Here is a 22637-nt window from a genome sequence, read left to right as displayed (position 1 = left end):
CGTCATCGGCTTCTCCTTCCCGGTGGTGCCAAAGGGCCAGGCGCGCATCCGCACGCAGATGTCGGCCGCCCACAGCGAAAACGACGTGCGCCGGGCGATYGCCGCATTCGAAGAGGTCGGCCGCGAGCTCGGTGTGATCAAGTGAGTGTAGAGCTCTGCCCCTCACCCTAGCCCTCGGCATGTTCCTTCTCCCCGTCTCGCGGGGAGAAGGTGGCGGCAGCCGGATGAGGGGCGGCCATTGCAATTCTAGGTGCTAAGGCAACCCTTGCGCGTCTGACGGGATGCGCGCCGCCGTAACGGGCAGTTGATTTTGGAGACAACCAAATGACGAAGATGATGAAGGCGCTGGTCAAGACGAAGCCGGAGGTCGGGCTCTGGATGGAACGYGTGCCGGTGCCGGAGGTCGGACCGAACGACGTGCTGATCAAGGTGAAGAAGTCGGCGATCTGCGGCACCGACGTGCATATCTGGAACTGGGACCAATGGNGTGCCGGTGCCGGAGGTCGGACCGAACGACGTGCTGATCAAGGTGAAGAAGTCGGCGATCTGCGGCACCGACGTGCATATCTGGAACTGGGACCAATGGGCCCAGAARACCATTCCGGTGCCGATGGTCGTCGGCCATGAGTTCATGGGCGAGATCGCCGCGGTCGGYTCGGCCGTCACCAAATACCATGTCGGCGAGCGGGTCTCGGGCGAGGGCCATATCGTCTGCGGCAAGTGCCGCAATTGCCGCGCCGGCCGTGGCCATCTTTGCCGCAACACGCTCGGCGTCGGYGTCAACCGGCCGGGCTCGTTCGGCGAATTCGTCTGCCTGCCGGAATACAATGTCGTGCCGATCCCGGAAGACGTTCCCGACGAGATCGCCGCGATCTTCGATCCCTTCGGCAATGCGGTGCACACCGCACTGTCGTTCGATCTGGTCGGCGAGGATGTGCTGGTGACCGGCGCCGGGCCGATCGGCATCATGGGGGCGCTGGTTGCCAAGCGCTCGGGCGCGCGCAAGGTGGTGATCACCGACATCAACCCGACGCGGCTGGAGCTTGCCCGCAAGGTCGGCATCGACTACGTCGTCGACGCCTCCAAGGAAAACCTCGCCGACGTGATGAAGGCGATCGGCATGACCGAGGGCTTCGACGTCGGGCTGGAAATGTCGGGGGCAGCACCCGCCTTCCGCGACATGATCGACAAGATGAACAATGGTGGCAAGATCGCCATTCTCGGCATCGCGCCGGCCGGCTTCGAGATCGACTGGAACAAGGTGATCTTCAAGATGCTCAACCTCAAGGGCATCTACGGCCGCGAGATGTTCGAGACCTGGTACAAGATGATCGCCTTCGTCCAGGGCGGGCTCGACCTGTCACCGGTCATCACCCACCGCATCGGCATCGACGAGTTCCGCGACGGCTTCGAGGCCATGCGCTCCGGCAACTCCGGCAAGGTCGTCATGGACTGGTAAGCGGGACNTCTTCAAGATGCTCAACCTCAAGGGCATCTACGGCCGCGAGATGTTCGAGACCTGGTACAAGATGATCGCCTTCGTCCAGGGCGGGCTCGACCTGTCGCCGGTCATCACCCACCGCATCGGCATCGACGAGTTCCGCGACGGCTTCGAGGCCATGCGCTCCGGCAACTCCGGCAAGGTCGTCATGGACTGGTAAGCGGGACAACGTTTTGCAGACAGTATCGACGTAAACAGGCCAACCGGCCGGGGTGATAGAGATGTTTAGGCAAACTGGTGCGGCCGTGTGGATCTTTGAGCCAAGGTCGAATGCGCGATGAACATTTCGCCACCTGTGGAGCTGCAGGAAAACTGGAACCGCCGGATGGTCACGCTGGCGTTTCCGATCATCCTGACCAATCTCGCGCAGCCGGTGTTGTCGCTGGTCGACACGATGGTGGCCGGGCATCTTCCCGGTCCCTGGTATCTCGGCGGGGTGGCGCTCAGCGGCGTTCTGTTCAATTTCCTGTTCTGGAGCTTCAGCTTTCTGCGGATGGCGACAACAGGGCTGGTCGCTCAGGCTTCGGGGGCCGACGACAGCGCACTCATGCGCAAGCATCTACTCAGGGCGCTTCTCATTGCCGCTGCCGGTGGCGCGATCATCATATTGCTGCAGAAGCCGATCATCGAAATCGGACTTGCGCTCCTTGGTGGCAGTGAAGCGGTCTACGAGAGCGCCGTGGCTTACGCGTCGGCGCGAATCTGGTCCGCCCCCGCTGCTCTCGGGAATTTCGTTCTGCTCGGTTATCTGCTGGGTCGCCAGCGCGTGATGATTTCGCTCGCGTTGCAGATCGCGCTCAATGTGCTCAATCTTGTTGCGACCGTGACATTGGTCTTCGTGTTCGACTGGGGGGTCGCAGGCATCGGCGCTGGCACCGCCATGGCCGAATGGGCTGCCTTCATTGCCGGTTTGTTGATCGTGCGACCCTTCAGTGCGGGGCCGCCGCTAGCGTTGCGCGAACTCCTGGATGGCGCTGCCTTTCGAAGCTTGATTGCAGTCAACCGCGACATATTCTTGCGCAGCCTCTTCCTGCTGGTGTGCTTCGGCTGGTTTGCGCGAAGCGGCGCTGCAGAAGGCGACGCGATCCTGGCGGCCAATGCGGTGCTCTTGAACCTCCATGGCATCACCTCGTATGGCCTCGATGGTTTTGCCCATGCAACCGAGACCCTTGTCGGATCCGTCATCGGCGCACGCCGCAAGCAAGCCCTTCGACGTGTGATCAAGGCGGCCTTCCTGTGGTCCGGCCTGGTGGCGCTGCTGTTTTCACTATGTTATGCGCTGGCTGGTCCGACGATCATTTCCCTGTTGACCAACCAGGAGGAAGTTCGCGCCGCGGCAGTCCAGTTTCTTCCCTACGTCGTCGTCTTGCCGCTGATCTCGGTGACGAGTTACATGCTCGATGGTGTGTTCATTGGCGCAATACGCACCCGGGAACTGCGCAACAGCATGTTTATCTCGACGACGGTCTTCCTCGCGACGGCATACATTCTCCAGCAAGTCTGGGGCAATCACGGGCTCTGGCTCGGGATGATGGTGTTGATGCTGGCGCGCGCGGCGACATTGGGCCTCAAACTGAAGCGTATTTTTGCGCAGCTGTGATCTGGGCGCGTTGACGAAAGGCGCCTTCGGGCCTTCGTCATCGCCTGCTTCGCGTTGCCACTGGGCGATAGCGGGCTGTCTTCTGGTTTAACCCTATCGAGCAGCCTTTAGAGTGCTCGGTTGAGCAGGGAAAAGAGGACTGGCTCGTTGACGGCGGCCAGTCTGTCCCGGCGAAGGCGGTGACGTCGTCATCCAGTTCAAGCTGGTGGGCTCATTCCGGCAACCCAGACAGGCGCAGACCATCGGCAAACCGCGCATAATCTTCCGGGCGATGGATCGGAAGCCAGTCCTTGAGATTGGCGATGCGCAAGGATGGATCAAGCGCGCGCAGGCGCCGCATGGCCTGTCGCGCTTCTACGAGCCGCCCCGCGAGCGCGTGGCTCGACGCCAGAAGGGCGACCGCGACGAGGAGGCTGGGCAGGTTTCCCAGCGCCTTTTCCGCCCAAGACGAGGCGGAATCAAAGCGCCCGTCGAAGAAATGCGCGAGCGAAGCGGCGGCCTCCATTCGAAACATTTCCGGATCTAATGGGCTCAAACGAACGGCATGCGCGAGATCCTCGATGGCGTTTTCCGTTTCGCCACGGAAGACACGCAGAGCCCCGCCGAGGAACCAGGCGGGGGCGAAGTTCGGATTGAGTAGCCGTGCCCTGTCGATGAGCGCAATGCCGCCGTCGACGTCGCCGGTGAGATGCCCGAGCGCGTGGCCAGCTCTCGTCAGCGCCACCGCATCATCGCGACCCAGCTCCACCGCCAGCCGCGCCAGCCGCACGCCTTCGGCGATCTCGTGGTTCCGGTCAACCATCCAGCCGTTCAGCTTGCGCCAGAAATGGCACCAGGCCGCCCCCCCATAGGCCGATGAAAAGTCGGGGTCGAGCTCGATCGCCTTGTAGAAAAGGGCCAACGCTGCCTCGATCGCTTCGCGGGTTCCGATGTGCAGTTTCGCCATGCCGCGCAGGTAATAGTCGTAGGCGTCAAGGCTTTCCGTCGGCTTGCGTTTGGCGCGCTCGATTTCCACGCGCTCGAGTTGCGGTGAGATCGCGCCGACGACACTGGCCGAAATCTGATCCTGAAGGTCGAAAATGTTGTCGAGCGCGCCCTCAAAGCGCTCTGCCCAGAGATGCGCCCCGGTCGTGGCGTCGATCAACTGGCCGGTGATGCGCACCTGGTTGCCCGCCTTGCGCAGGCTGCCTTCCAGCACGTAGCGCACGCCCAGTTCCCGGCCGACTTCCTTCACGTCCACCGCCCGGCCCTTGTAGGTAAAGCTGGAATTGCGCGCGATGACGAACAGCCAGCGGATGCGCGACAGTGCCGTGATGATGTCCTCGACCACGCCGTCGGCGAAATACTCCTGCTCCGGATCGCCGCTCAGGTGCTGGAACGGCAGGACGGTAATGGAGGGCTTGTCGGGAAGGACAAGCGCGGACGGCTGCTCCTGCAATTTTCCCGGGGCCTGCTCGGTGGCGCCGTGCACGCCGGGTTGTCGCGTCTTACCGGTCTCATCGACGGTGATTTCGCCGACGAAGCGGAAACCCTTGCGCGCGATCGTGCGAACCAGGCACTGCTCCTCGCCACTGTCGCCGATGGCCTTGCGAACCGCATTGATGTGGCTGGTGATCGTCGATTCCGAGACAATCCGACCGCTCCACACCGCCTCCAGCAAGTCGTCCTTGCTGACGACGCGGTTGCGGTTCACCACCAGGTGGAGCAGAAGATCGAACACCTGCGGTCCGACGGACACGACTTGCCCGCGCAGGGTCAGTTCCCTGCGCTCCCGATCAAGCACGTAGTCTGCAAACATGAACTGCAAGGCCGGCATCCCTGAACGCGCGCCACCGGCTCGCGGCCGAGGCAACTGACGAATTGATGTCTGACATCGGTAGCAGACGTCTGGCCCGCCACCCGCCCCGTAAGGGCTTCGGTCAGGCAGGCGTCTTGGACATATATTCAAGCATCCTTCAAAGGCAATTCAAGCCTGCCTCAAGGACTTCCCACATACCCGCAGGTACTCTCCATTCGTACAGACGGCAATGGTTGCGGTCGGAAAAGCGGAGAAAACCCATGAAGATCGTCGTCATCGGAGGCACCGGCCTCATTGGATCGAAACTTGTGAAGAACCTGCGCGAGCGCGGTCATGACGTGCTGCCTGCCTCTCCCAATACCGGCGTGAACACTATCACCCGCGAGGGGCTCGCGGGAGCGATGGATGGCGCCGAGATCGTCGTCGACGTGGCGAATGCGCCGGTCTGGGAAGACAAGGCCGTTCTCGAGTTTTTCGAGACCTCGGGTCGTAATCTATTGGCGGCCGAAGCCGCTGCCGGCGTTCGCCATCATGTTGCCCTGTCGATCGTCGGCAGCGAACGCCTTCCGGACAACGGTTATTTCCGGGCCAAGATCGCGCAGGAAAACCTGATCAAGGCGTCCGGCATTCCCTACACCATCCTGCGCGCCACGCAGTTCTTCGAGTTTGTCGGCGGCATCGCGCAATCGGCCGACGTCGACGGCGAGATCCGCCTGTCGCCGGCGCTGTTCCAGCCGATTGCGTCCGACGATGTGGCGGCGGCGCTCACCGATGTCGCACTCGCACCGCCGATCAACGGCACGGTCGAAGTCGCCGGCCCCGAGGCCGTTCCGCTCGATGAACTGGTGAGGCGCTTCCTCAAGGCAAAGCATGACACGCGCAAGGTCGTGCCGGACGTTCACGCACGCTACTTTGGTGCGGTGCTTAACGATCAGTCGCTGACACCAGGCGACAAACCGCGCCTCGGCACCATCCATTTCGAGGATTGGCTTGGTCAGCAAGCCGCACATTGAGGCTGGCGCAGACGCCAGAAACGCTCGTCCGGGACCCGGCGCGGCGTCCCACGAAACACCCATTAGGAGAACGACAATGCTGACACGGTTTCTCCATGCCTTTGCCCTGGCAACACTCTCGATCACCCCGGTCTCAGCTGCCGACCGATCCGAGGGCAAGGTGACGATCGTATTCGACCACGTCCTTCCGAACGTTCCAGGCAAGAGCATGAAGGGCGTGCTCGTCGAGTACGGCCCGGGCGGCGCTTCGCCCGGCCATACGCATCCGGACTCGGCCTTCATCTACGCAACAGTGCTCGAAGGCTCGATCCGCAGCAGCGTCAACGGCGCGCCGGAACGGGTCTACGCGGCCGGCGAGAACTTCTACGAGGATCCCGGCGCTCGTCATGGCGTCAGTGCAAACGCCAGCGACACGAAGCCGGCGCGATTGCTCGCGGTGTTCGTCGTCGACACTGGTGAAAAGGAACTGACCACGCCGATCGGCGAATAACGCGTCGAACGCGTTTCCGCTCAGGCAGCCTTTGGCAACTCCAGCGAAGGGCTGCCTCGCGGCCACTTAACCCCAACAGGAACTGAGAAAATGGATCCGCTCGAGGACAAAGCCGCCAGCGTCGTAGGCGAGGGCGCAGCGATCCGTGGCGCCGCAAAACAAGGCAACAAGAAGAAGGTCGTCGGCCTGCTTCTGTGCCTCGGTGCCGTGATCGCCGTGGCCGGCGGATGGGCTTGGGCTCGTCCGAGCGGCGAGGCGTCGACCGACAATGCGTATGTGCGCGGCGATGTGACCTCGCTTGCCGCAAAAGTCGGGGGTTACGTCACGGCGGTGGAGGTTGATGACAACGAAACCGTCAGCGCAGGGCAGGTGCTGTTCCGGATCGATGATCGGGACTACAGGGCGCGCCTTGCGCAAGCGGTCGCCAATATGGAAGCCGCCGAAGCTCGCCTCACCAATGTCGACGCGGAGACCGAACTTCAGCACGCCCTCATTCGACAGGCCGAAGCACAGAAACGTTCGGCTGTCGCCGAGATGGATCTGGCGACCAAGGCCTATGGCCGCCGCCGGGAGCTTATCCGCAGCAACACGATCAGCCAGGCCCATGTCGATGAAAGCGATACGGCGCGATCAAGAGCGGAGGCGGGCGTGGCGGCCGCATCCGCCACAGTCGAGGCTCAGCAGCAACGCATAACGGTCTTTGCCGCTCAGCGCGAGGCGGCCGTTGCCGCCGTGGCACAGGCACGGGCCGCTCGCGATCTCGCTCAGATAGATCTCGAAAGCACCGTGGTTCGCGCGCCTGTCGCCGGCGTTATCGGCAACCGGCAAGTCCGTATCGGAAGACTTGTCGCGCCGGGGAACGCTTTGCTCGATATCGTACCGGTCGCCGGTGTGTGGGTGGTGGCGAACTTCAAGGAAACCCAGCTCGAACATATCAGGTCCGGCCAGCGTGTGCGCATTCGCATCGACGGTTATCCGAACGATGCCCTTGAGGGTGTGGTTGACAGTTTTGCGCCTGGCAGTGGGTCTGCCTTCAGCTTGCTCCCCACCGACAATGCGACAGGCAACTTCGTTCGTGTCGTACAACGCGTTCCGGTGAAGATCCGGCTTGCCGGCAATCCGCTGCTTGGCCGTCTGGTTCCTGGCCTATCGGCACGAGTCGCGATCGATCTGGGGAGCGGATCATGACAATGGCCGTCACCGCGATCCCGGAGCGTGAGAGATCGACGACAGGTGCGCTTCTAGTCACTGGCATCGTGCTTGCCGCCCTGACGGAGGCGATCGCCAGCACTGTCCTGTCGCTCGGGCGTGGTGATATCATCGGCGACACCTATGCAACGCCAGACGAATTCGCCTGGCTGGATGTCGGGTATACCAGCTTCAAGCTCATCGGCTTCATGACGGCCCCCTGGCTGCTCAGCCGCATCCATCCCTTGCGCCTGATCATTGCCTCGACACTTGCCATGGGCTTGGCGTGCGCCATTGCCGCCATGGCCACCCGCTTGGATCTGCTGGTCGTGCTTCGCATCGTCCAGGGGTTTTCCGGCGGCACGCTTTTGGTTGGCGGCCAGGCGATCATCTTCTTCGCCTATCCCAGAACTCGTCAACCAATCCTGCAGGCGTTGTTTGCCATGGGGGCCGTTGTCGCACCCGCAACGATCGCCCCGGCGCTTCAGGGATGGTTGTTGGACAGCCAATCCTGGATGTGGATCTTCTTCAGCGTCGTTCCGGTGTCGCTGGCAGCTACCGGGCTTCTGCTGATCGCAGACATGCCATTGCCGGCAAAAGCGGCGCATCGCCCGTTTGACTGGATCTGTTTTATACTGATGTCCGTCGCGCTCTTTTCGCTCACGTATGTCCTCGGCCAGGGAAGTCGATGGGATTGGTTCGAGGAGCCTCGGATCCTGTGGCTAACGGTGATTGGCATGGCCACGCTGTTGGCGTTTCTTGGCCAACAGGTGCTGGCAAAGGGGCAGGGTCTGCTCGATTTTACCCTGTTCCGGTCGGAGGATTTCAGCTTCGCCTTCATCGTCAGCTTCGTTGCCGGCGCCGCACTTTTCGGCAGCGCCTTCCTCATTCCCTCATTCGCCGTGTCCGTTCTCGCATTCACGCCCACCGACGCTGGGCAGCTCTTGTTGCCGAGCGGTGCACTTTTCATCGGTGCGCTCCTGCTGGCTGCCTTTCTGATGCAGGCTCGCCACCTTCCTCCGTTTGCCACCGTGCCCTTCGGCATCCTGATGATCATGGTCGCCATGTGGATGCTGTCCGGTTCGACCAGTGAGAGTGGCGCGGACGACATGATGGCAGCGGTCCTGTTGCGCGGTCTGGGTCTCGGTTTCCTGTTTCTATCGATCACCCTGATTGCGTTCAGTAACCTCAACAGCCGCAATCTTGCCTCCGGGATCGGCCTCTTCAATACCGGTCGCCAGCTCGGTGGGCTGATCGGAGTCGCAGGGCTGCAGACATTGATCGACCATAACGTTGCCGCCAATGTCGCCGTGCTTGCCGCCGACGTGACCGGAGGGGAGATCGCGGTGCTCGAACGGCTGAAGATCACGACAGCCATGCTGATGGCGAAAGGAATGGAAGGAGCTGCCGCTAGCCGGGCAGCGACGAGCCTTCTGAGCCGAGCGGTCACAAGTCAATCGACGGTGATTGCCTTCGACACTGCCTTCAACGCCGTCGCACTGCTTTTTCTGGTTGCCGCCCCAATTTTGGTCGCCATCAAGATCGGATTGGCAAAATATGCAAAGGCACGCGTTCAGCAATCGCAAGGCGAAGAAGTCGAATTGTAAGAGCTTCGCCAGTAACCCCGCGGCCCGTCCATGCTTCGCAAAGGCACACGCGGACCAGATGGCGCATCTTGCTTCGGCGGACTGAGCGGCGCCGAAGGGCTGCATTTGCGACACATCCCTTCAGCAGTGACGACCCGCCCGATCACTTGCATATGACGCCGGTTCAACGCGTGCGGTAGAACGGGTCGAACTAGACGGCAACCGCAACGACCGCGACGCAGTCTCCTGCCTTGACGAGGCCAGGGAAATGCCGGGCGCACAGGATGCCATCCATCTTCGTGCAGACGTCGGAAGGCAGGGCGCCGGTTTTGCCGATCGGGTGGATGCGGGCGACGACCTGACCGGCAACGACGCTGTCCCCCATGTCGACCAGAGGTTCGATCAGGCCGGCGTCCTCGGCAAAGGAAAAGCAATTTCCATCCGGCATATCCAGCCATTGTGTCCGGCCGGCAGCCGACTTGTCCCCACCCTTCAGGATGCCGGCCCTGCGCAAGACGTTGGCGACACCCTGTTTGGCAATGCCCGCGCTTTTTGCAGTTGCCGTGCCACCGCCTCCAAGTTCCGTCGTGATGAAGATCTTGCCCATCTCCTCCGCCGCGGTGTCGTACATTCCAACCGCGTCGATCTCGAGCATCTTCATCGAGTAGGGCGCGCAAAATGCGTCCACGAGTTCAAACGATCGTGCCTCCTGTTCCTTGTCTGGCAGGATGTGCGCCGCGCAGAACGGCAGGAAATCCAGCGTCTTTCCGCCGGAGTGAAAATCGAGGACGATATCGGCGAGCGGCAGCAGTTCGCGCTGGAAGTAATCGGCGATCTTCTCCGTCACCGTGCCGTCGGGCCTTCCGGGAAAGCTGCGGTTCATGTTGCCCTTATCGATCGGCGATGTGCGCGTCCCCGATACGAAGGCGGGATAGTTCATGGCCGGCAGAATGATGACCCGGCCGGCCACATCTTCAGCCTTCAGCGTGCGCGCAAGGTCGAACAGGGCGATCGGCCCCTCATACTCGTCGCCGTGATTGCCACCGGTCAGAAGCGTCGTCGGCCCTTCTCCGTTTTTTACGACGGTGACGGGGATCATCACCGAGCCCCAGGCGGAATCATCGCGGCTATAGGGCAGCCGCAGGAACCCATGCTGGACGCCGTCCATCGAGAAATCGACGGTCGGCGAAATCGCAGACGGGCGCAGCTCTGAAGCCGTCATGATCAGTCCTTCACGAAAAGCTTGCGCGGCACATTGGCGAGGCATTCGACCCCCGTCTCGGTGATCAGGATGCTTTCTGTGGTCTCAAAACCCATGTCCTCGAGCCACAGGCCGGTCATGAAGTGGAAGGTCATGCCGGGCTTCAGCTCGGTCCTGTCGCCGGGACGCAGGCTCATGGTGCGCTCGCCCCAATCCGGCGGATAGGACATGCCGATCGAGTAACCCGTGCGGTTGTCCTTGACGATGCCGTACTTCTTCAAGACAGTGAAGAACGCCTTGGCGATATCCTCGCAGGTGTTGCCCGGCTTGGCCTGGGCAAGCCCCGCCTCCATGCCTTCCAGTGTCGCCTTTTCTGCGTCGATAAACGCAGGCGTCGGCTTGCCGAGGAATACGGTACGCGATAGCGGCAGATGGTAGCGATTGTAGCAGCCGGCAATCTCGAAGAATGTGCCTTCACCCGACTTCATCGGCCGGTCGTCCCAGGTCAGATGCGGCGCCGATGCCTCGACGCCTGAGGGAAGCAGAGGCACGATCGCGGGATAGTCGCCGCCGATGCCGTCGACGCCGCGCGTGCCGGCATCGTAGATCTCGGCGACGAGATCGCATTTGCGCATGCCGACCTCGATCCTGTCGAAAATGCGCTGATGCATGCCTTCGACGATACGGGCAGCGTTGCGCATATAGCCGATTTCGGTTGGGCTCTTCACCGCGCGCTGCCAGTTGACCAGCGCCGTCGTGTCGACGAAGCGGGCATTGGGCAGATGCTTCTGCAAGGCCGCATAGGCGGCCGCCGAAAACCAGTAATTGTCCATCTCGACACCGATGCAAAGCTTGTCGAGACCGCGCTCGACAAGCTTTGCAGCGAGATAATCCATCGGATGGCGCTCCGTGGACTGCACATAGTGATCGGGGTAGCCGATGATGTTCTCATGGCTCAGATAGGCCGTCAGCTTGGCGCCATTGGCATCCTGTCCGCGCCCGTACCAGATCGGCTCGCCGGTCGGCGGCACCACCACAGCCTGATGCACGTAGAACGACCATCCGTCATAGCCGGTGAGCCAGGCCATATTGGTCGGATCGCTGACAATGAGCAGGTCGACGCCCTTTTCCTCCATGGCCTTGCGCGTCTTTTTCAGTCGCGCCTCATACTCCCCAAGGGAAAATTTGAGATTGGGTTGGGTCATGTCTCTCCCTCATTCTCCGGCCGTGCCGGTCTCAACTTTCAAATGTCGTGCCCTTGCCGCGCTCCTGCGCGCGGGCGAAGGCAAGCGTGGCAATGGCGGTGTCCTGGATCCCGGTGCCCGTCAGGTCGACGATCGTGATCTGGTTCGCATCGGTGCGTCCCTGCCGCTGGCCGGCGATGATTTGTCCGAGCTCGGCAAAGTCGGCGTCGGCGGCAAGGGAGCCGGCCCTTATGGCGTGGTGCAGCTCGCCGAGACGCCGCGTCTGCTTCAGGCTGTCGGCGACATAGAGCGAGGCTTGGGCAATCGCTGCGGGTTCGATCTCGTTCTTGTGCTCGGCGTCGGAACCCATCGCGGTCAGATGCTGGCCCGGCTGCAGCCAGGCAGCTTGGAGGATCGGTGTTTCCGCCGGCGTCGTGGTGACGATCACATGCGCGCCATCCACCGCGCGCTGCGCATCGCGTTCAGCACGCACCGGAAATCCGAATTTCGATGTCAGCGACCGCGCCGCAGCCTCTGCCTTTTCGGGATCGCGGGCCCAGATCCGCGCTTCCCGGATCGGCCGTACCAGGCAAAGCGCTTCGAGCTGCAGCGTTGCCTGCATGCCAGCACCGAAAATAGCGGCGACCGAGGCGTCAGGTCGCGAGACGTGCCTGGCAGCAACCGCGCCCGCCGCCGCCGTGCGCACGTCGGTTAAATAGCCATTGTCGAGGAGCAGCGCCTGCACGACACCTGTTGTGGCCGACAGCAACACCATCAGGCCGTTGGTGCTCGGCAGTCCGAGCATGGGATTGTCGAAAAAGCCCGGACTGATCTTGATCGCAAAACCGTCTAAGCCTGGCACATACGCTGTTTTGACGTCGACTTCTCCCCGGTGTTCGGGGATGTCGAGGCGCAGGATTGGCGGCATCACCACAGCTTTCGTGGCGAGCGCGTGAAAGGCATTCTCGACGCAATCGAGGGCCGCAAGGTCCAGCGGCACGATCGCCCTCAGGTCGGCCTCGGTCAAAATGGTCATGCGTGTCATGCCGCATTCTCCCGCAACAGATCCGTCTCGCCATTCACCACGCGCCGGTGCAGCCCCATGTCGACGTTTCGGCCGGAGAGGATCAGCGCAAGCGGGCGGCCGTGCGGGTCGATCTTGCCGGCAAGCAGTGCCGCAATGCCGACCGCACCTGCGCCTTCGACGATCTCACGCTCCTGTGCGTAGGCGTGGCGCATGCCGGCGGCGATCTCCGCTTCCGAGAGCAACACGACGCCGTCGAGCAGTGCGTGACACATGGCAAAGGTGACGCGATTGGCAAGGCCGATACCGCCGCCGAGCGAGTCCGCAAGACTTGGCACCTCGGTAACCTCGATGGGGTGACCCGCATCGAGGCTCGCCTTCATCGCCGCGCCCCGTTCCATGGTGATGCCGATCACGCGAACGCCTGGCCGGCGCGTCTTGACCGCCAGCGCCACACCCGAGGCCAGGCCGCCTCCTGAAAGGGGGACGAGCACTGTTCCGACGTCCGCCATGCCGTCGATGATTTCGAGGCCGAGCGTGCCTTGGCCGGCAACAATAGCCGGATTGTCGAACGGCGGCACCATCACGAGCCCGTCCTGCTCGGCGAGCCTTTCGACTTCGCGCTGGGCGTCATCCTGCGATGCGCCGGTGATATGGACCTTGGCGCCGAGGCGACGGATTTCGGCAACTTTGTTGTCGGGAACGAGGTGCGACATGCAGATCGTCGCAATCGTGCCTTCGGCCTTTGCGGCATGGGCGAGAGCCCGGCCGTGATTGCCGGTGGAGGTGGCAACGACGCCACGCTTGCGCTCGTCAGGCGACATGGACAGCAAGGCGTTGCAGGCGCCGCGCAATTTGAAGCTGCCGGTGGTCTGGTGATGTTCCAGCTTGAGCCCGACAGGCACACCCGACAACTCGGACAGGGATGGCGAGAGAACCAAAGGCGTTCTCAGCACATGGGCCGAAATCCGGCGGGCGGCCGCTTCAATGTCGCCATAGGCCACGGGCAGGGGAGATCCGGACATGCTCAAACTCCCGCCATCGGCAGCGTCATCAGGCGGCCGAGCTGAGGACGGTGCTCGTCATCGCCGCAAAGGCGCAGGCACGCCCAGGCGGTTGCCAGATTGCTGGTGACAACGGGCCTGCCAATCGCATCCTCGATGCGGGCAGCGACAGAGGCGGCGCGGACCGCCGTGCAGGAAATGAAGAGCGCGTCAGAGCCAGGCGCCATTGCCTCCCTGGCAAAGGCGATGATTTCGTCGGCACCGATACGCGCCATTTCGCGATCATCCGTCAGGCCAAGGCAGGTAAACCGATCGATCGTAAATCCGCTTTCGGCAAAATAATCCGCCATCGGCCGGCTGGTCTCGAGGGTATAGGGTGTCAGCACGGAAATGCGACGGGCATCGAGGGCATGGAGACCTTTGACCGCCGCCGCAGTCGGGGTGACGACCGGCACGTCGGGCTTTGCTGTGCGGATCGCCACCGTGACCTGCTCGTCGCCGATGACCACCGAGGCCGAGGTGCAGGAGTACATGATAACGTCGAGTTGTTCGTCGGGCAGGATCAGGCCGGCGGCCGTCGTCAGCGACGGCCGCATCGCACGCAGGTTTTCAGGCGTGACCGGATTGGCATAATGGATGCGCGCGACATAGACGCCGATACGATCGCTTGCGACCATGCGCTGGAAATCCGGCTCGGTCGTGTGGTCGGTGGCGAGGATGATCAGTCCGACGCGTTTTTCGAGCGGGCGCTCGTCAAGTTCGGGAGCACGAGAGGCGAGGGAAAGAGAGAGCGTTTTTTCCATCAACGTTCCTCCACGCGACTGTAGCGTTCTTCCAGCCACCTGAGGAAGACGACCGAGATGAGGCTCATGACCAGGAAGAACACGCCGACAAGCGTCATCGGTTCGATGTAGCGATAGTTGCTGTTGGCGATGCTTTTCGCCTGGTTCATCAGTTCCAGTACGGTGATGGCCGATAACAACGGTGTCTCCTTGAACATGGCAATCAGATAGTTCGCCAGCGCCGGGATCATGGGCGGTATCGCCTGCGGCAGGATCACGTGCAGCCAGGTCTGGCGCAGCGTCAGATTGGTGGCGCGCGCCGCCTCCCATTGCCCGCGCGGCACGTTCTCTATGCCGGCGCGGTAGACTTCAGCCGTGTAGGTGCCGTAGTGGATTCCAAGCCCGATGACGCCGGCGACAAGCGCAGGCAGGCTGATGCCTATGTCAGGCAGGACGTAGAAGATGAAGTAAAGCTGGACAAGCAGCGGCGTGCCGCGAATGAACTCGAGGATGAAGCCGACCACTCGGGCAATCGGTTTCGGGGCCGAGAGCCTGAGGATCGCAAAGACGAGGCCGACGACGGCGGCGACTGCTGCCCCCAGAACCGTGGCCAGGATCGTGATCTTCAGGCCTTCGAGCAGGGTCGGCATGATCTGCCAGACGAAATTCCAATCCCATTCCATCAGATCATGCCCTCACGCCATCAAGGCCGCGCGTCATGCGCCGTTCAAGCCACCGCATGCTGCGCGAAATGACCCAGGACATCAGGAAATAGAGAACGAGGATCACCGTGAACGGGATCAGCGTGTTGCCGGTCTGGGCACGCACGACCTGTGCCTGAAACGTCATGTCTGTCAGCGAGATCAGCGAAACGACGGCCGTGCCTTTCAACAGCTCGATGGCGTTGTTGCAGAAGGTTGGCAACATCAGCGGCAAGGCTTGGGGCAGGATGATATGGCGCATGGCTTGAGAGCGGGTCAGATTGAGCGCGATGCAGGCTTCGCGCTGCTCCCGGCCAATCGCCTTCACCGCACCGCGCACCACCTCGGCACCATAGGCACCGACATTGAGGCCGAGCGCCAGGACGCCCGCCTGTAGCGGCGTCAGCGTGATGCCTGCGAAAGGCAGCACGAAATAGACCCAGAACAGCTGCACGAAAATCGAGGTGCCGCGAAAGAACTCGATGTAGGTCGTCGCCAGCGCCCGCACCGCCATGAAGCGGCTGACGCGCGCAAGCCCTGCCACGAAGGCCATGACGACGGCGAGCGCCGAGCCAAGCACCGTCAGCTGCAGCGTCACCAGCGCGCCCTGCAATATCAGCCCTATGTAGCCGGACCAGTCGATCATCGTTGTTCACATTTCCAGTCGTCGTCGTGAGCGATCGAGACCGGCTCCCTTGTCGCAAGCGCGAAGAAGGGAGCCGGAGAACCTTACTGGGCCGCGCAGAGCTTTTCGCGCGTCGTCGACATCGCCGCCTTGGCGGAAAAACCATAGGGTTCGATGATCTTGGCGAACTCACCTGATTCCTTCAGCTTCGCCAGCTCGACGTCGAAGGCGTCGCGCAGCGCTTCGTCGCCCTTCTTGAACGCGGCGCCGTCGCAGTAGACCGGCGCACCTTCGACAGGGGCGACAACCTCGAGGTTCGGGTCGTTGGCTTTCGACATCAGGTCGTTGATCGACAGGACCGGCAGGGAGTAAACGTCGATGCGCCCATCCTGCAGCATCTTCAGCCCGCTCTGACCATCAGGCACGACAATGACGCGATCGCGCGGAACGCCGGCTTCCAGCGCCAGCTTTTCCTCGGTGCCGCCGCCCGGCGCGCCGATCTTGACATCGGGATTGTCGGCAATGTCCTTGTAGCTCATCAGCTTCAAGGGATTGCCCTTCTTCAGCGCGAAGGCTTCCGCGTCGCAAAGAACCGGTTCCGAATAGGCAACCGCTGCACAGCGCTCGGGCTTCATGAAGAGACCGGCGGTGATCGCATCGTGCCGCCCGGCCTGAAGGCCGGGGATCATCGCGCCATATTCGGAGATGGATGCGGCGACATCAGCAACGCCGAGGCGCTTGAAGATTTCGCGGGCAACGTCCGGTGCGGCACCAGACACCTTGCCGTCGGCGCCGACTGCGGTGAACGGCGGCTCGTTGGCGATCGCAATGCGGGCAAAGCCCTGCTCCTTGAGCTGCTGCAGCTTGTCGTCGTCAGCAGCGGCCGGGGTTGTGGCAACGAATGCAATCAGCGTCGAAACGCTTGCGGCCACTGTCATAAAATGCGTCATTTTCATCGGTATCGGCTCCTCTGGCTGTTCTTCATCTTCTTGTTTGGGGCACATCCCGGCGCGAACGCTCAGACGCGGTGCCCTGCCGCGATTATCTTGCGCAGGAACACTTGCGTGCGCTCTTGCTTCGGATGACGGAAGATGTCGTCCGGTTTACCTTCCTCGACGATCTTGCCGCGGTCGAAGAAAAGGATCCGGTCGGCAAAATCGTGGGCAAAGCCCATCTCATGGGTGACGAGCAGCATCGTCATGTCGGTCTCGGCTGCGAGTTTGCGCATGACGTTCAACACTTCCTCGACAAGCTCGGGGTCGAGTGCGGATGTGACTTCGTCAAACAGCATGATCTTCGGCGACAGCGCCAGCGCCCGGGCAATCGCCACCCGCTGTTTCTGCCCGCCCGACAGCTGCGCGGGCATGCTTTTGGCCTTGTCGGCCATGCCCACCATGTCGAGAAGCTCCATTGCCCGCTTTTCCGCGGCCGGCCTTGCCATGCCCTTGGTCAGCATCGGCGCCAGCGTGACATTGTCGAGAACGCATTTGTGCGGAAACAGGTTGAAGTGCTGGAAGACCATGCCGATCTTCTCGCGCATCCGGTGAAGGTAGCGCTCGTCGGCGGCGACGAGGCCGCCGTTCCCGGGCATGTGATAGAGCTGCTCACCATCGACATGGATATGGCCGCCGCTGATCGTCTCCAACGTCATCAGGATGCGCAGGATCGTCGTCTTGCCGGAGCCGGACGGACCGATGAGCGCAAGCTTTTCTCCTGGCATGACCTGCATCGACAGACCGTCGAGCACCGTCAACGGACCGTAGCGCTTGATGATGTTATCGATGCGGATGATGGGTTCGGGCATTCACGTCTTTCCCTGGTGGGGACCGGTGATGCCTTAACGATGATCGCCCGTCTAAATCATGTCAATTGGAATAATAATATCATGACAATTATTCCAATTCCGCCCGGAAAATAGGCTTTCGCCTCAAATCGCAAGCAGAAGCGCTTCGGGATTTCCCATCGCAAGCGAGGCGACGATGCCGAGGCCCTGTCGCAATTCCTGCTCGGTGGTGGAGCCCAGCGATATGCGCACGGCCGGGCGCCAGCCGAGGTCCGAGGTGCGGAAGGAAGATCCTGGCGCTATCGCCACGCCACGCAGGCGCGCCTGCGAGACGAAGCCCTCTTCGGTATGACCCTCCGGCAGCGGCAGCCAAATATGCAGGCTCTGCGGATGGGAATGATAGTCGAGATTGCCGAGCGCCTCGGCGGCAATGGCGTGGCGGGCAGCCAGTGCCCGCCGCTGCCAGTCGACCAGCTCGATTGCCGTTCCATCGCTCACCCAATGCGTCGCGATCTCGGCGATTGCCGGTGTCGCCATCCAGTTCGAGACGAGATGCCGGTTGGCAACGGCAGCCACATAGCGATCGGGTGCAGCGAGATAGCCGATGCGCAGGCCCGGAACGGTGATCTTGGTGAAACTCGTGATGTAGAGCGTCCGCTCTGGCGCAAAGGCCGCGACCGGCTTTAGTCCCGCATCGACGAGCGGACCGAGAATGTCGTTCTCGATGATCGCGATGTCATGACGACGGGCGACTTCGGCAAGGGCGGCGCGCCGCGCCTCGCTCATCAGCGTTGCCTTCGGGTTGATGACCGACGGCTGCAGGAAAATCGCCCGGATGACGCCTTTTCGGCAGGCTTCGTCCAGGGCCCCAGGGATCATGCCGTCATGGTCGATCGGCAGGCCTTCGAGGTGGATGCCGAGATAGGTCGACAGCGGCACCAGCGTATGATGGCTCACCGCCTCGGTCGCAATTGTCGATCCGGGAGGCGCGACGCTCATCAGCGCCACCGTCATGGCCGATGTCGCGCCGTTGGTCAGGCTGACATTGAGCGGCGATATCTCCAGGCCACAGCGGGCAAGCCATTCTGCCGCCACGTTGCGATGACGCGGGAACACCATGTTGGGGCGGAAGGAGAGCGCCGAACTCGAGGGCAGGTTCTCGGCAAGCCAGGCAAACGCTCCCCGCATTTTCTGCAGATGAAGCTGTTCGCAGACCGGTTTGAGGATCGAAAGGTCGATCAGTTCGCCCAGGCGCTCCGGCAGATAGGGGGGCTCAGGCTCCTTTGCCTGGGTCTGCACGAAGCTGCCGCGCCCGATTTCGCCGGACACAAGCCCTCGGCGGATCAGTTCGTCATAGGCCCGGCTCACCGTTTGAACCGACAACGACAGCTCGTCGGCAAGGTTGCGATGGGTCGGAAGGCGCTGCGCGTTGGATAGTTTGCCCTCCTGAATCGCGCGCGCGAACTGTTCGGCCAACGAGAGGTAGGCCGGACGGCGGAGTTGGGCAGGGTCGGGGCGCCAAGTTGTCATGATTTTACACTGCTGAAAATCAGGTCAATTGACAACGGCAAAATCAACACCCAATCTCTTTTCCCAGATTTGACATGAAACAGCACGCGCGAAAGCCATGAAATGAAACTCGACGCCATCGACCTGCGCATCCTTGAGGCGGTCCAGGAGGACGGTCGCATTACCAAGCTGGCGCTCGCCGAAAAGGCCGGGCTGTCGCCGACGCCATGCTGGATGCGGCTTCGCAAACTGGAGAAGGCCGGCATCATCACCGGCTACCATGCCCGGGTGGCTGTGCGCCGCGTGGCGCCGGCGGCGAGCGTGATGATGGAAGTGACGCTCGGCAATCACCGGCAGGCTGATTTCGAGCGCTTCGAGCGCGCCGTCGCAACCATACCCGAGATCACCGCCTGCTGGTCGGTCGGCGGCGGCGTCGATTATATTCTGAAGATCATCGCGGCAGATATCGACGCCTACCAGCGGCTGGTCGACAGCCTGCTCGATCGCGAACTGGGGATCGACCGCTACTTCACCTACATCGTGACGAAGACCGTCAAGGAAGAAACCGTTCTCCCTCTGGCCGCATTGCTGCCGGCAGCACCCTAGACAATCTCTCTTTCCTCCGGCACGATTTCAGACAAAGTCTCTCGTCGCTGCTCGCTGAACAGACAATCTCTCGCCCGTCCGCTGCCACTATCTCCTCAGCCCATGCCGAGGAGATGCCGATGGCCGCCGTTTTCGCCCGCACACCGTTTCACGACACGCTGAACCAGTTGGGAGATCGTCACCTGCTGCGCGAGCTTGCCTATGTCAACGGTCGCTGGACCTCTTCTCGCCAGGGCAAGAGCTTTGCGGTGACCGACCCGGCCACGGGCGGGACCCTTGCCTGGGTGGCGTCGCTCGATGGCGATGAAACGACTGCGGCGATCGACGCGGCAGACAGGGCTTTCGCCGGGTGGCGGGATATGCTTCCGCAGGAGCGCGCCGGCATACTGCGCAAATGGTGCGAACTGATGCTGGCTGCCAAGGACGATCTCGCTTTAATCATGACGCTGGAGCAGGGCAAGCCGATTGCCGAAGCACGCGGAGAGATCGACTATGCCGCGTCCTTCCTTGAGTGGTATGGCGAAGAAGGCAAACGCTTGAATGCCGAAAGCGTCACAAGTCACCTTGCCGGCGCCGAGATGATCGTGCGTCGGGAGGCGCTCGGCGCCGTCGGTATTGTCACGCCTTGGAACTTCCCGTCGGCCATGGTCACCCGAAAGGCTGCCGCAGCACTTGCGGCGGGGTGCACGGTGGTCGCCCACCCGTCCTGCGAAACGCCGCTTTCGGCGCTGGCGCTCGCCGAACTCGCCGAACGGGCCGGAATTCCAGCAGGCGTATTTAACGTCGTCACCGGCGATGCAGCGGAGATCGTCGGGCAGATGTGCGCGGACAAACGCCTGCGCGCCATGAGCTTTACCGGATCGACCGAGATCGGCCGATTGATCGCCGGCCAATGCGCGCCGACGATGAAGCGCCTCGTCATGGAGCTTGGCGGACATGCCCCGCTCATCGTCTTTGCCGACACGGATATCGAAAAAGCGGCCGACATCGCTATCAACGCCAAGTTCGCGACGTCCGGCCAGGACTGTCTGGCTGCCAATCGGATCTACGTCGAACGCCCGATCCTTAGGGCTTTCAATGCCGCGTTTGCGGCACGTATCGCCAAGCTGAACGTCGGGGGCGGTCTGGATGCCGGTGTCGACATCGGTCCGCTGATGCATGAGCGCGCTGTCGCCAAGGTCGAGGAACAGGTCGCCGACGCGCTGAAACGCGGAGCGACCCTTGTATCCGGCGGCAGGCGGCACCACGTGGGCGCGCTATTTTACGAGCCGACGCTGCTGACCGATGTTCCCGATGACGCGCTGATCATGCGGGAAGAGACATTTGGCCCTGTTGCGGCCGTCACCTCCTTCGACAGCGAGGCGGAGGTGATCGCCCGTGCCAACGACACGGACTATGGCCTGGTCGCCTATGTCGTCACCGAGAACGGAGCACGACAGATGCGGCTCGGCCGGGCACTCGACTACGGCATGGTGGCGATCAACCGGGTGAAGATCACCGGCGGGCCCGTTCCCTTCGGCGGCTGGAAACAGTCGGGTCTCGGCCGCGAGGGATCGAGACACGGGCTCGAGGCCTTCAGCGAGCTCAAATATCTCTGCATCGACACCGCGGCCTGAAGTCGCTCCATCACCAATCGAACACCGACAGCATAAGGACAAAACACCATGCTCGACCGCAACAACGAACTGACCGCCTGGGACCGCGACCACTTCTTCCATCCGTCGACCCACATGGGCATGCATGCGCGCGGCGAGACACCGACCCGGGTGATTGCCGGCGGCGAGGGCGTCTACATCACCGACGTCAACGGGCGGACAAGTCTCGATGCCTTTGCCGGGCTCTACTGCGTCAATGTCGGCTATGGCCGCCAGAAGATCGCCGACGCGATTGCCGAGCAGGCAAAGAACCTGGCCTACTATCACGCCTATGTCGGGCATGGCACCGAAGCCTCGATCACGCTGTCCAAGATGATCATCGACCGGGCACCGGAGGGCATGTCCCGCGTCTATTTCGGGCTTTCGGGTTCGGACGCCAACGAAACCAACATCAAGCTGATCTGGTACTACAACAACATTCTCGGACGGCCGGATAAAAAGAAGATCATTTCACGCTGGCGTGGCTATCACGGATCCGGCGTGATGACTGGATCGCTGACCGGTCTTGCGCTCTTTCACAACGCCTTCGACCTGCCACGCGCACCGATCCTGCACACGGAGGCACCCTATTATTTCCGCCGGCCCGACCGTTCGATGGACGAGGAGCAGTTCTCGCAATATTGCGCCGACAAGCTTGAGGAAATGATCGTCAATGAAGGGCCGGACACCATCGCCGCCTTCATCGGTGAACCGATCCTCGGCACCGGCGGTATAGTTCCGCCGCCGAAGGGCTATTGGCAGAAGATCCAGGCGGTGCTTGCCAAATACGACATCCTGCTGATCGCCGATGAGGTCGTAACCGGCTTCGGCCGTCTCGGCACGATGTTTGGCTCGGATCACTACGGCATGAAGCCGGATCTCATCACCATCGCCAAGGGGCTGACCTCCGCCTATGCTCCGCTCTCGGGAACGATCGTCTCCGACAAGGTGTGGCAGGTTCTGGTTCAGGGATCCGACGAACTCGGGGCCATCGGCCATGGCTGGACCTATTCCTCCCATCCGATCTGTGCTGCAGCCGGCATCGCCAATCTCGAGCTGATCGACGAACTCGGCCTCATCGAAAATGCCGGTACGACCGGCGCCTATTTCCGCGAAAGACTCGCCGAAGCGGTTGGCGGCCACAGGCATGTGGGTGAGGTTCGTGGCGATGGGCTGATGGCAGCCGTCGAGTTCGTCGAAGACAGGGACGACCGTAGGTTCTTCGATGTGAGCCAGAAGATCGGCCCGCAGGTTTCTGCCGCTCTTGCCGAGCGTGGCGTCATCGGCCGCGCCATGCCGCAAGGCGATATCCTCGGTTTTGCCCCGCCGCTATGCCTGACACGGGATGAAGCCGATATCGTCGTGAAAGCCGCGACGGCGGCAATCGAACAGGTTCTCGGGCGCTGAG

20 protein-coding genes and 3 pseudogenes are annotated in these 22637 nt (G+C 62.2%); 12 read left to right on the top strand and 11 right to left on the bottom strand.

The features are described 5' to 3' along the window. The 5 genes and pseudogenes from ASD52_RS40210 to ASD52_RS20560 form a co-directional block, all read left to right on the top strand. Positions 1 to 145 (top strand): annotated as a pseudogene (locus ASD52_RS40210) (glycine C-acetyltransferase); the annotation flags it as partial. 179 nt (positions 146 to 324) lie between these two features. Continuing rightward, positions 325 to 486: pseudogene (locus ASD52_RS40205) on the top strand (alcohol dehydrogenase catalytic domain-containing protein); the annotation flags it as partial. Between the two features lies 1 nt (position 487). Continuing rightward, a partial coding sequence (gene tdh, locus ASD52_RS20570; protein ID WP_244497497.1) for an L-threonine 3-dehydrogenase occupies positions 488 to 1459 on the top strand: 972 nt, incomplete at its 5' end. An 8-nt stretch (positions 1460 to 1467) separates the two neighbouring features. After that, positions 1468 to 1661: pseudogene (gene tdh / locus ASD52_RS20565) on the top strand (L-threonine 3-dehydrogenase); the annotation flags it as partial. Between the two features lie 117 nt (positions 1662 to 1778). Further along, complete coding sequence (locus tag ASD52_RS20560; protein ID WP_057225382.1) at positions 1779 to 3101, top strand: MATE family efflux transporter; 1323 nt, start codon at positions 1779 to 1781, stop codon at positions 3099 to 3101. 211 nt (positions 3102 to 3312) lie between these two features. Here ASD52_RS20560 and ASD52_RS20555 read toward each other — a convergent pair whose 3' ends face one another. Further along, positions 3313 to 4908, bottom strand: a complete 1596-nt coding sequence (locus tag ASD52_RS20555) for a winged helix-turn-helix domain-containing protein (RefSeq protein WP_057225423.1) — start codon at positions 4906 to 4908, stop codon at positions 3313 to 3315. A 251-nt stretch (positions 4909 to 5159) separates the two neighbouring features. On the opposite strand from ASD52_RS20555, the gene ASD52_RS20550 reads away from it, so the two are divergent. From ASD52_RS20550 to ASD52_RS20535, 4 genes are all read left to right on the top strand, one after another. Next, a complete protein-coding gene (locus tag ASD52_RS20550) occupies positions 5160 to 5912 on the top strand; it encodes an SDR family oxidoreductase (protein WP_057221406.1) in 753 nt (250 codons plus the stop codon). A 76-nt stretch (positions 5913 to 5988) separates the two neighbouring features. Beyond that, positions 5989 to 6402: a cupin domain-containing protein gene (locus tag ASD52_RS20545; RefSeq protein WP_057221405.1), complete on the top strand. Its 414-nt coding sequence runs from the start codon at positions 5989 to 5991 to the stop codon at positions 6400 to 6402. Between the two features lie 90 nt (positions 6403 to 6492). Next, positions 6493 to 7590 (top strand): HlyD family secretion protein, encoded by a 1098-nt coding sequence (locus ASD52_RS20540; RefSeq protein WP_057207776.1) that lies wholly within the window; start codon positions 6493 to 6495, stop codon positions 7588 to 7590. Further along, positions 7587 to 9197, top strand: coding sequence for a DHA2 family efflux MFS transporter permease subunit (locus ASD52_RS20535; RefSeq protein WP_057225380.1), 1611 nt, complete (start codon positions 7587 to 7589; stop codon positions 9195 to 9197). The genes ASD52_RS20540 and ASD52_RS20535 overlap by 4 nt, the downstream gene beginning before the upstream one ends. 190 nt (positions 9198 to 9387) lie before the next feature. On the opposite strand, the gene doeB is transcribed toward ASD52_RS20535, so the two are convergent. The 10 genes from doeB to ASD52_RS20485 form a co-directional block, all read right to left on the bottom strand. Continuing rightward, entirely contained in the window at positions 9388 to 10398 is a 1011-nt protein-coding gene (gene doeB, locus ASD52_RS20530; protein WP_057225378.1) for a N(2)-acetyl-L-2,4-diaminobutanoate deacetylase DoeB, read from the bottom strand. A 2-nt stretch (positions 10399 to 10400) separates the two neighbouring features. Beyond that, positions 10401 to 11582, bottom strand: coding sequence for an ectoine hydrolase DoeA (doeA, locus tag ASD52_RS20525; protein ID WP_057225376.1), 1182 nt, complete (start codon positions 11580 to 11582; stop codon positions 10401 to 10403). A gap of 31 nt (positions 11583 to 11613) precedes the next feature. Further along, positions 11614 to 12606, bottom strand: a complete 993-nt coding sequence (gene eutC / locus ASD52_RS20520; RefSeq protein ID WP_057225375.1) for an ectoine utilization protein EutC — start codon at positions 12604 to 12606, stop codon at positions 11614 to 11616. Continuing rightward, entirely contained in the window at positions 12603 to 13610 is a 1008-nt protein-coding gene (eutB, locus tag ASD52_RS20515; RefSeq protein ID WP_057225370.1) for a hydroxyectoine utilization dehydratase EutB, read from the bottom strand. Before eutB ends, eutC begins: the two co-directional genes overlap by 4 nt. A gap of 2 nt (positions 13611 to 13612) precedes the next feature. Beyond that, positions 13613 to 14392 carry an ectoine utilization protein EutA gene (eutA, locus tag ASD52_RS20510; RefSeq protein ID WP_057221398.1) on the bottom strand — a complete coding sequence of 260 codons (780 nt, stop codon included), beginning with the start codon at positions 14390 to 14392 and terminating at the stop codon, positions 13613 to 13615. Then, positions 14392 to 15054 (bottom strand): ectoine/hydroxyectoine ABC transporter permease subunit EhuD, encoded by a 663-nt coding sequence (gene ehuD, locus ASD52_RS20505; RefSeq protein WP_057207769.1) that lies wholly within the window; start codon positions 15052 to 15054, stop codon positions 14392 to 14394. The genes eutA and ehuD overlap by 1 nt, the downstream gene beginning before the upstream one ends. A 4-nt stretch (positions 15055 to 15058) precedes the next feature. Then, positions 15059 to 15718: an ectoine/hydroxyectoine ABC transporter permease subunit EhuC gene (gene ehuC / locus ASD52_RS20500; RefSeq protein WP_057207768.1), complete on the bottom strand. Its 660-nt coding sequence runs from the start codon at positions 15716 to 15718 to the stop codon at positions 15059 to 15061. A gap of 83 nt (positions 15719 to 15801) precedes the next feature. Beyond that, positions 15802 to 16653: an ectoine/hydroxyectoine ABC transporter substrate-binding protein EhuB gene (gene ehuB / locus ASD52_RS20495; protein ID WP_057221397.1), complete on the bottom strand. Its 852-nt coding sequence runs from the start codon at positions 16651 to 16653 to the stop codon at positions 15802 to 15804. 62 nt (positions 16654 to 16715) lie between these two features. Then, positions 16716 to 17501 (bottom strand): ectoine/hydroxyectoine ABC transporter ATP-binding protein EhuA, encoded by a 786-nt coding sequence (ehuA, locus tag ASD52_RS20490; RefSeq protein WP_057221396.1) that lies wholly within the window; start codon positions 17499 to 17501, stop codon positions 16716 to 16718. A 123-nt stretch (positions 17502 to 17624) separates the two neighbouring features. Continuing rightward, positions 17625 to 19010 carry a PLP-dependent aminotransferase family protein gene (locus tag ASD52_RS20485; RefSeq protein ID WP_057225368.1) on the bottom strand — a complete coding sequence of 462 codons (1386 nt, stop codon included), beginning with the start codon at positions 19008 to 19010 and terminating at the stop codon, positions 17625 to 17627. A 102-nt stretch (positions 19011 to 19112) separates the two neighbouring features. Here ASD52_RS20485 and ASD52_RS20480 point away from each other — a divergent pair, with 102 nt between their 5' ends. From ASD52_RS20480 to ASD52_RS20470, 3 genes are all read left to right on the top strand, one after another. Continuing rightward, a complete protein-coding gene (locus tag ASD52_RS20480) occupies positions 19113 to 19595 on the top strand; it encodes an Lrp/AsnC family transcriptional regulator (protein WP_057225362.1) in 483 nt (160 codons plus the stop codon). Between the two features lie 119 nt (positions 19596 to 19714). Beyond that, complete coding sequence (locus ASD52_RS20475; RefSeq protein WP_057225359.1) at positions 19715 to 21211, top strand: NAD-dependent succinate-semialdehyde dehydrogenase; 1497 nt, start codon at positions 19715 to 19717, stop codon at positions 21209 to 21211. A gap of 48 nt (positions 21212 to 21259) precedes the next feature. Then, positions 21260 to 22636, top strand: a complete 1377-nt coding sequence (locus ASD52_RS20470) for an aspartate aminotransferase family protein (protein WP_057217377.1) — start codon at positions 21260 to 21262, stop codon at positions 22634 to 22636. The last annotated feature ends 1 nt before the right edge of the window (position 22637 follow it).

The sequence above is a fragment of the Ensifer sp. Root142 genome (assembly GCF_001426785.1).
GTDB classification, from domain to species: Bacteria; Pseudomonadota; Alphaproteobacteria; order Rhizobiales; family Rhizobiaceae; genus Ensifer; species Ensifer canadensis.
Note: the sequence above shows the minus strand (reverse complement) of the source record. Positions and strands in the feature narration are given on the sequence as shown.

Bases quoted from the DNA above. Each gene is read 5' to 3' on its own strand.
- ehuB (WP_057221397.1), bottom strand. From the start codon at position 16,653: ATGAAAATGACGCATTTTATGACAGTGGCCGCAAGCGTTTCGACGCTG.
- ASD52_RS20540 (WP_057207776.1), top strand. From the start codon at position 6,493: ATGGATCCGCTCGAGGACAAAGCCGCCAGCGTCGTAGGCGAGGGCGCA.
- ASD52_RS20480 (WP_057225362.1), top strand. From the start codon at position 19,113: ATGAAACTCGACGCCATCGACCTGCGCATCCTTGAGGCGGTCCAGGAG.
- ehuD (WP_057207769.1), bottom strand. From the start codon at position 15,054: ATGGAATGGGATTGGAATTTCGTCTGGCAGATCATGCCGACCCTGCTC.
- eutC (WP_057225375.1), bottom strand. From the start codon at position 12,606: ATGACACGCATGACCATTTTGACCGAGGCCGACCTGAGGGCGATCGTG.
- ASD52_RS20550 (WP_057221406.1), top strand. From the start codon at position 5,160: ATGAAGATCGTCGTCATCGGAGGCACCGGCCTCATTGGATCGAAACTT.
- doeA (WP_057225376.1), bottom strand. From the start codon at position 11,582: ATGACCCAACCCAATCTCAAATTTTCCCTTGGGGAGTATGAGGCGCGA.
- ASD52_RS20485 (WP_057225368.1), bottom strand. From the start codon at position 19,010: ATGACAACTTGGCGCCCCGACCCTGCCCAACTCCGCCGTCCGGCCTAC.
- ASD52_RS20475 (WP_057225359.1), top strand. From the start codon at position 19,715: ATGGCCGCCGTTTTCGCCCGCACACCGTTTCACGACACGCTGAACCAG.
- ehuC (WP_057207768.1), bottom strand. From the start codon at position 15,718: ATGATCGACTGGTCCGGCTACATAGGGCTGATATTGCAGGGCGCGCTG.
- ehuA (WP_057221396.1), bottom strand. From the start codon at position 17,501: ATGCCCGAACCCATCATCCGCATCGATAACATCATCAAGCGCTACGGT.
- ASD52_RS20470 (WP_057217377.1), top strand. From the start codon at position 21,260: ATGCTCGACCGCAACAACGAACTGACCGCCTGGGACCGCGACCACTTC.
- ASD52_RS20535 (WP_057225380.1), top strand. From the start codon at position 7,587: ATGACAATGGCCGTCACCGCGATCCCGGAGCGTGAGAGATCGACGACA.
- doeB (WP_057225378.1), bottom strand. From the start codon at position 10,398: ATGACGGCTTCAGAGCTGCGCCCGTCTGCGATTTCGCCGACCGTCGAT.
- ASD52_RS20545 (WP_057221405.1), top strand. From the start codon at position 5,989: ATGCTGACACGGTTTCTCCATGCCTTTGCCCTGGCAACACTCTCGATC.
- ASD52_RS20560 (WP_057225382.1), top strand. From the start codon at position 1,779: ATGAACATTTCGCCACCTGTGGAGCTGCAGGAAAACTGGAACCGCCGG.
- eutA (WP_057221398.1), bottom strand. From the start codon at position 14,392: ATGGAAAAAACGCTCTCTCTTTCCCTCGCCTCTCGTGCTCCCGAACTT.
- eutB (WP_057225370.1), bottom strand. From the start codon at position 13,610: ATGTCCGGATCTCCCCTGCCCGTGGCCTATGGCGACATTGAAGCGGCC.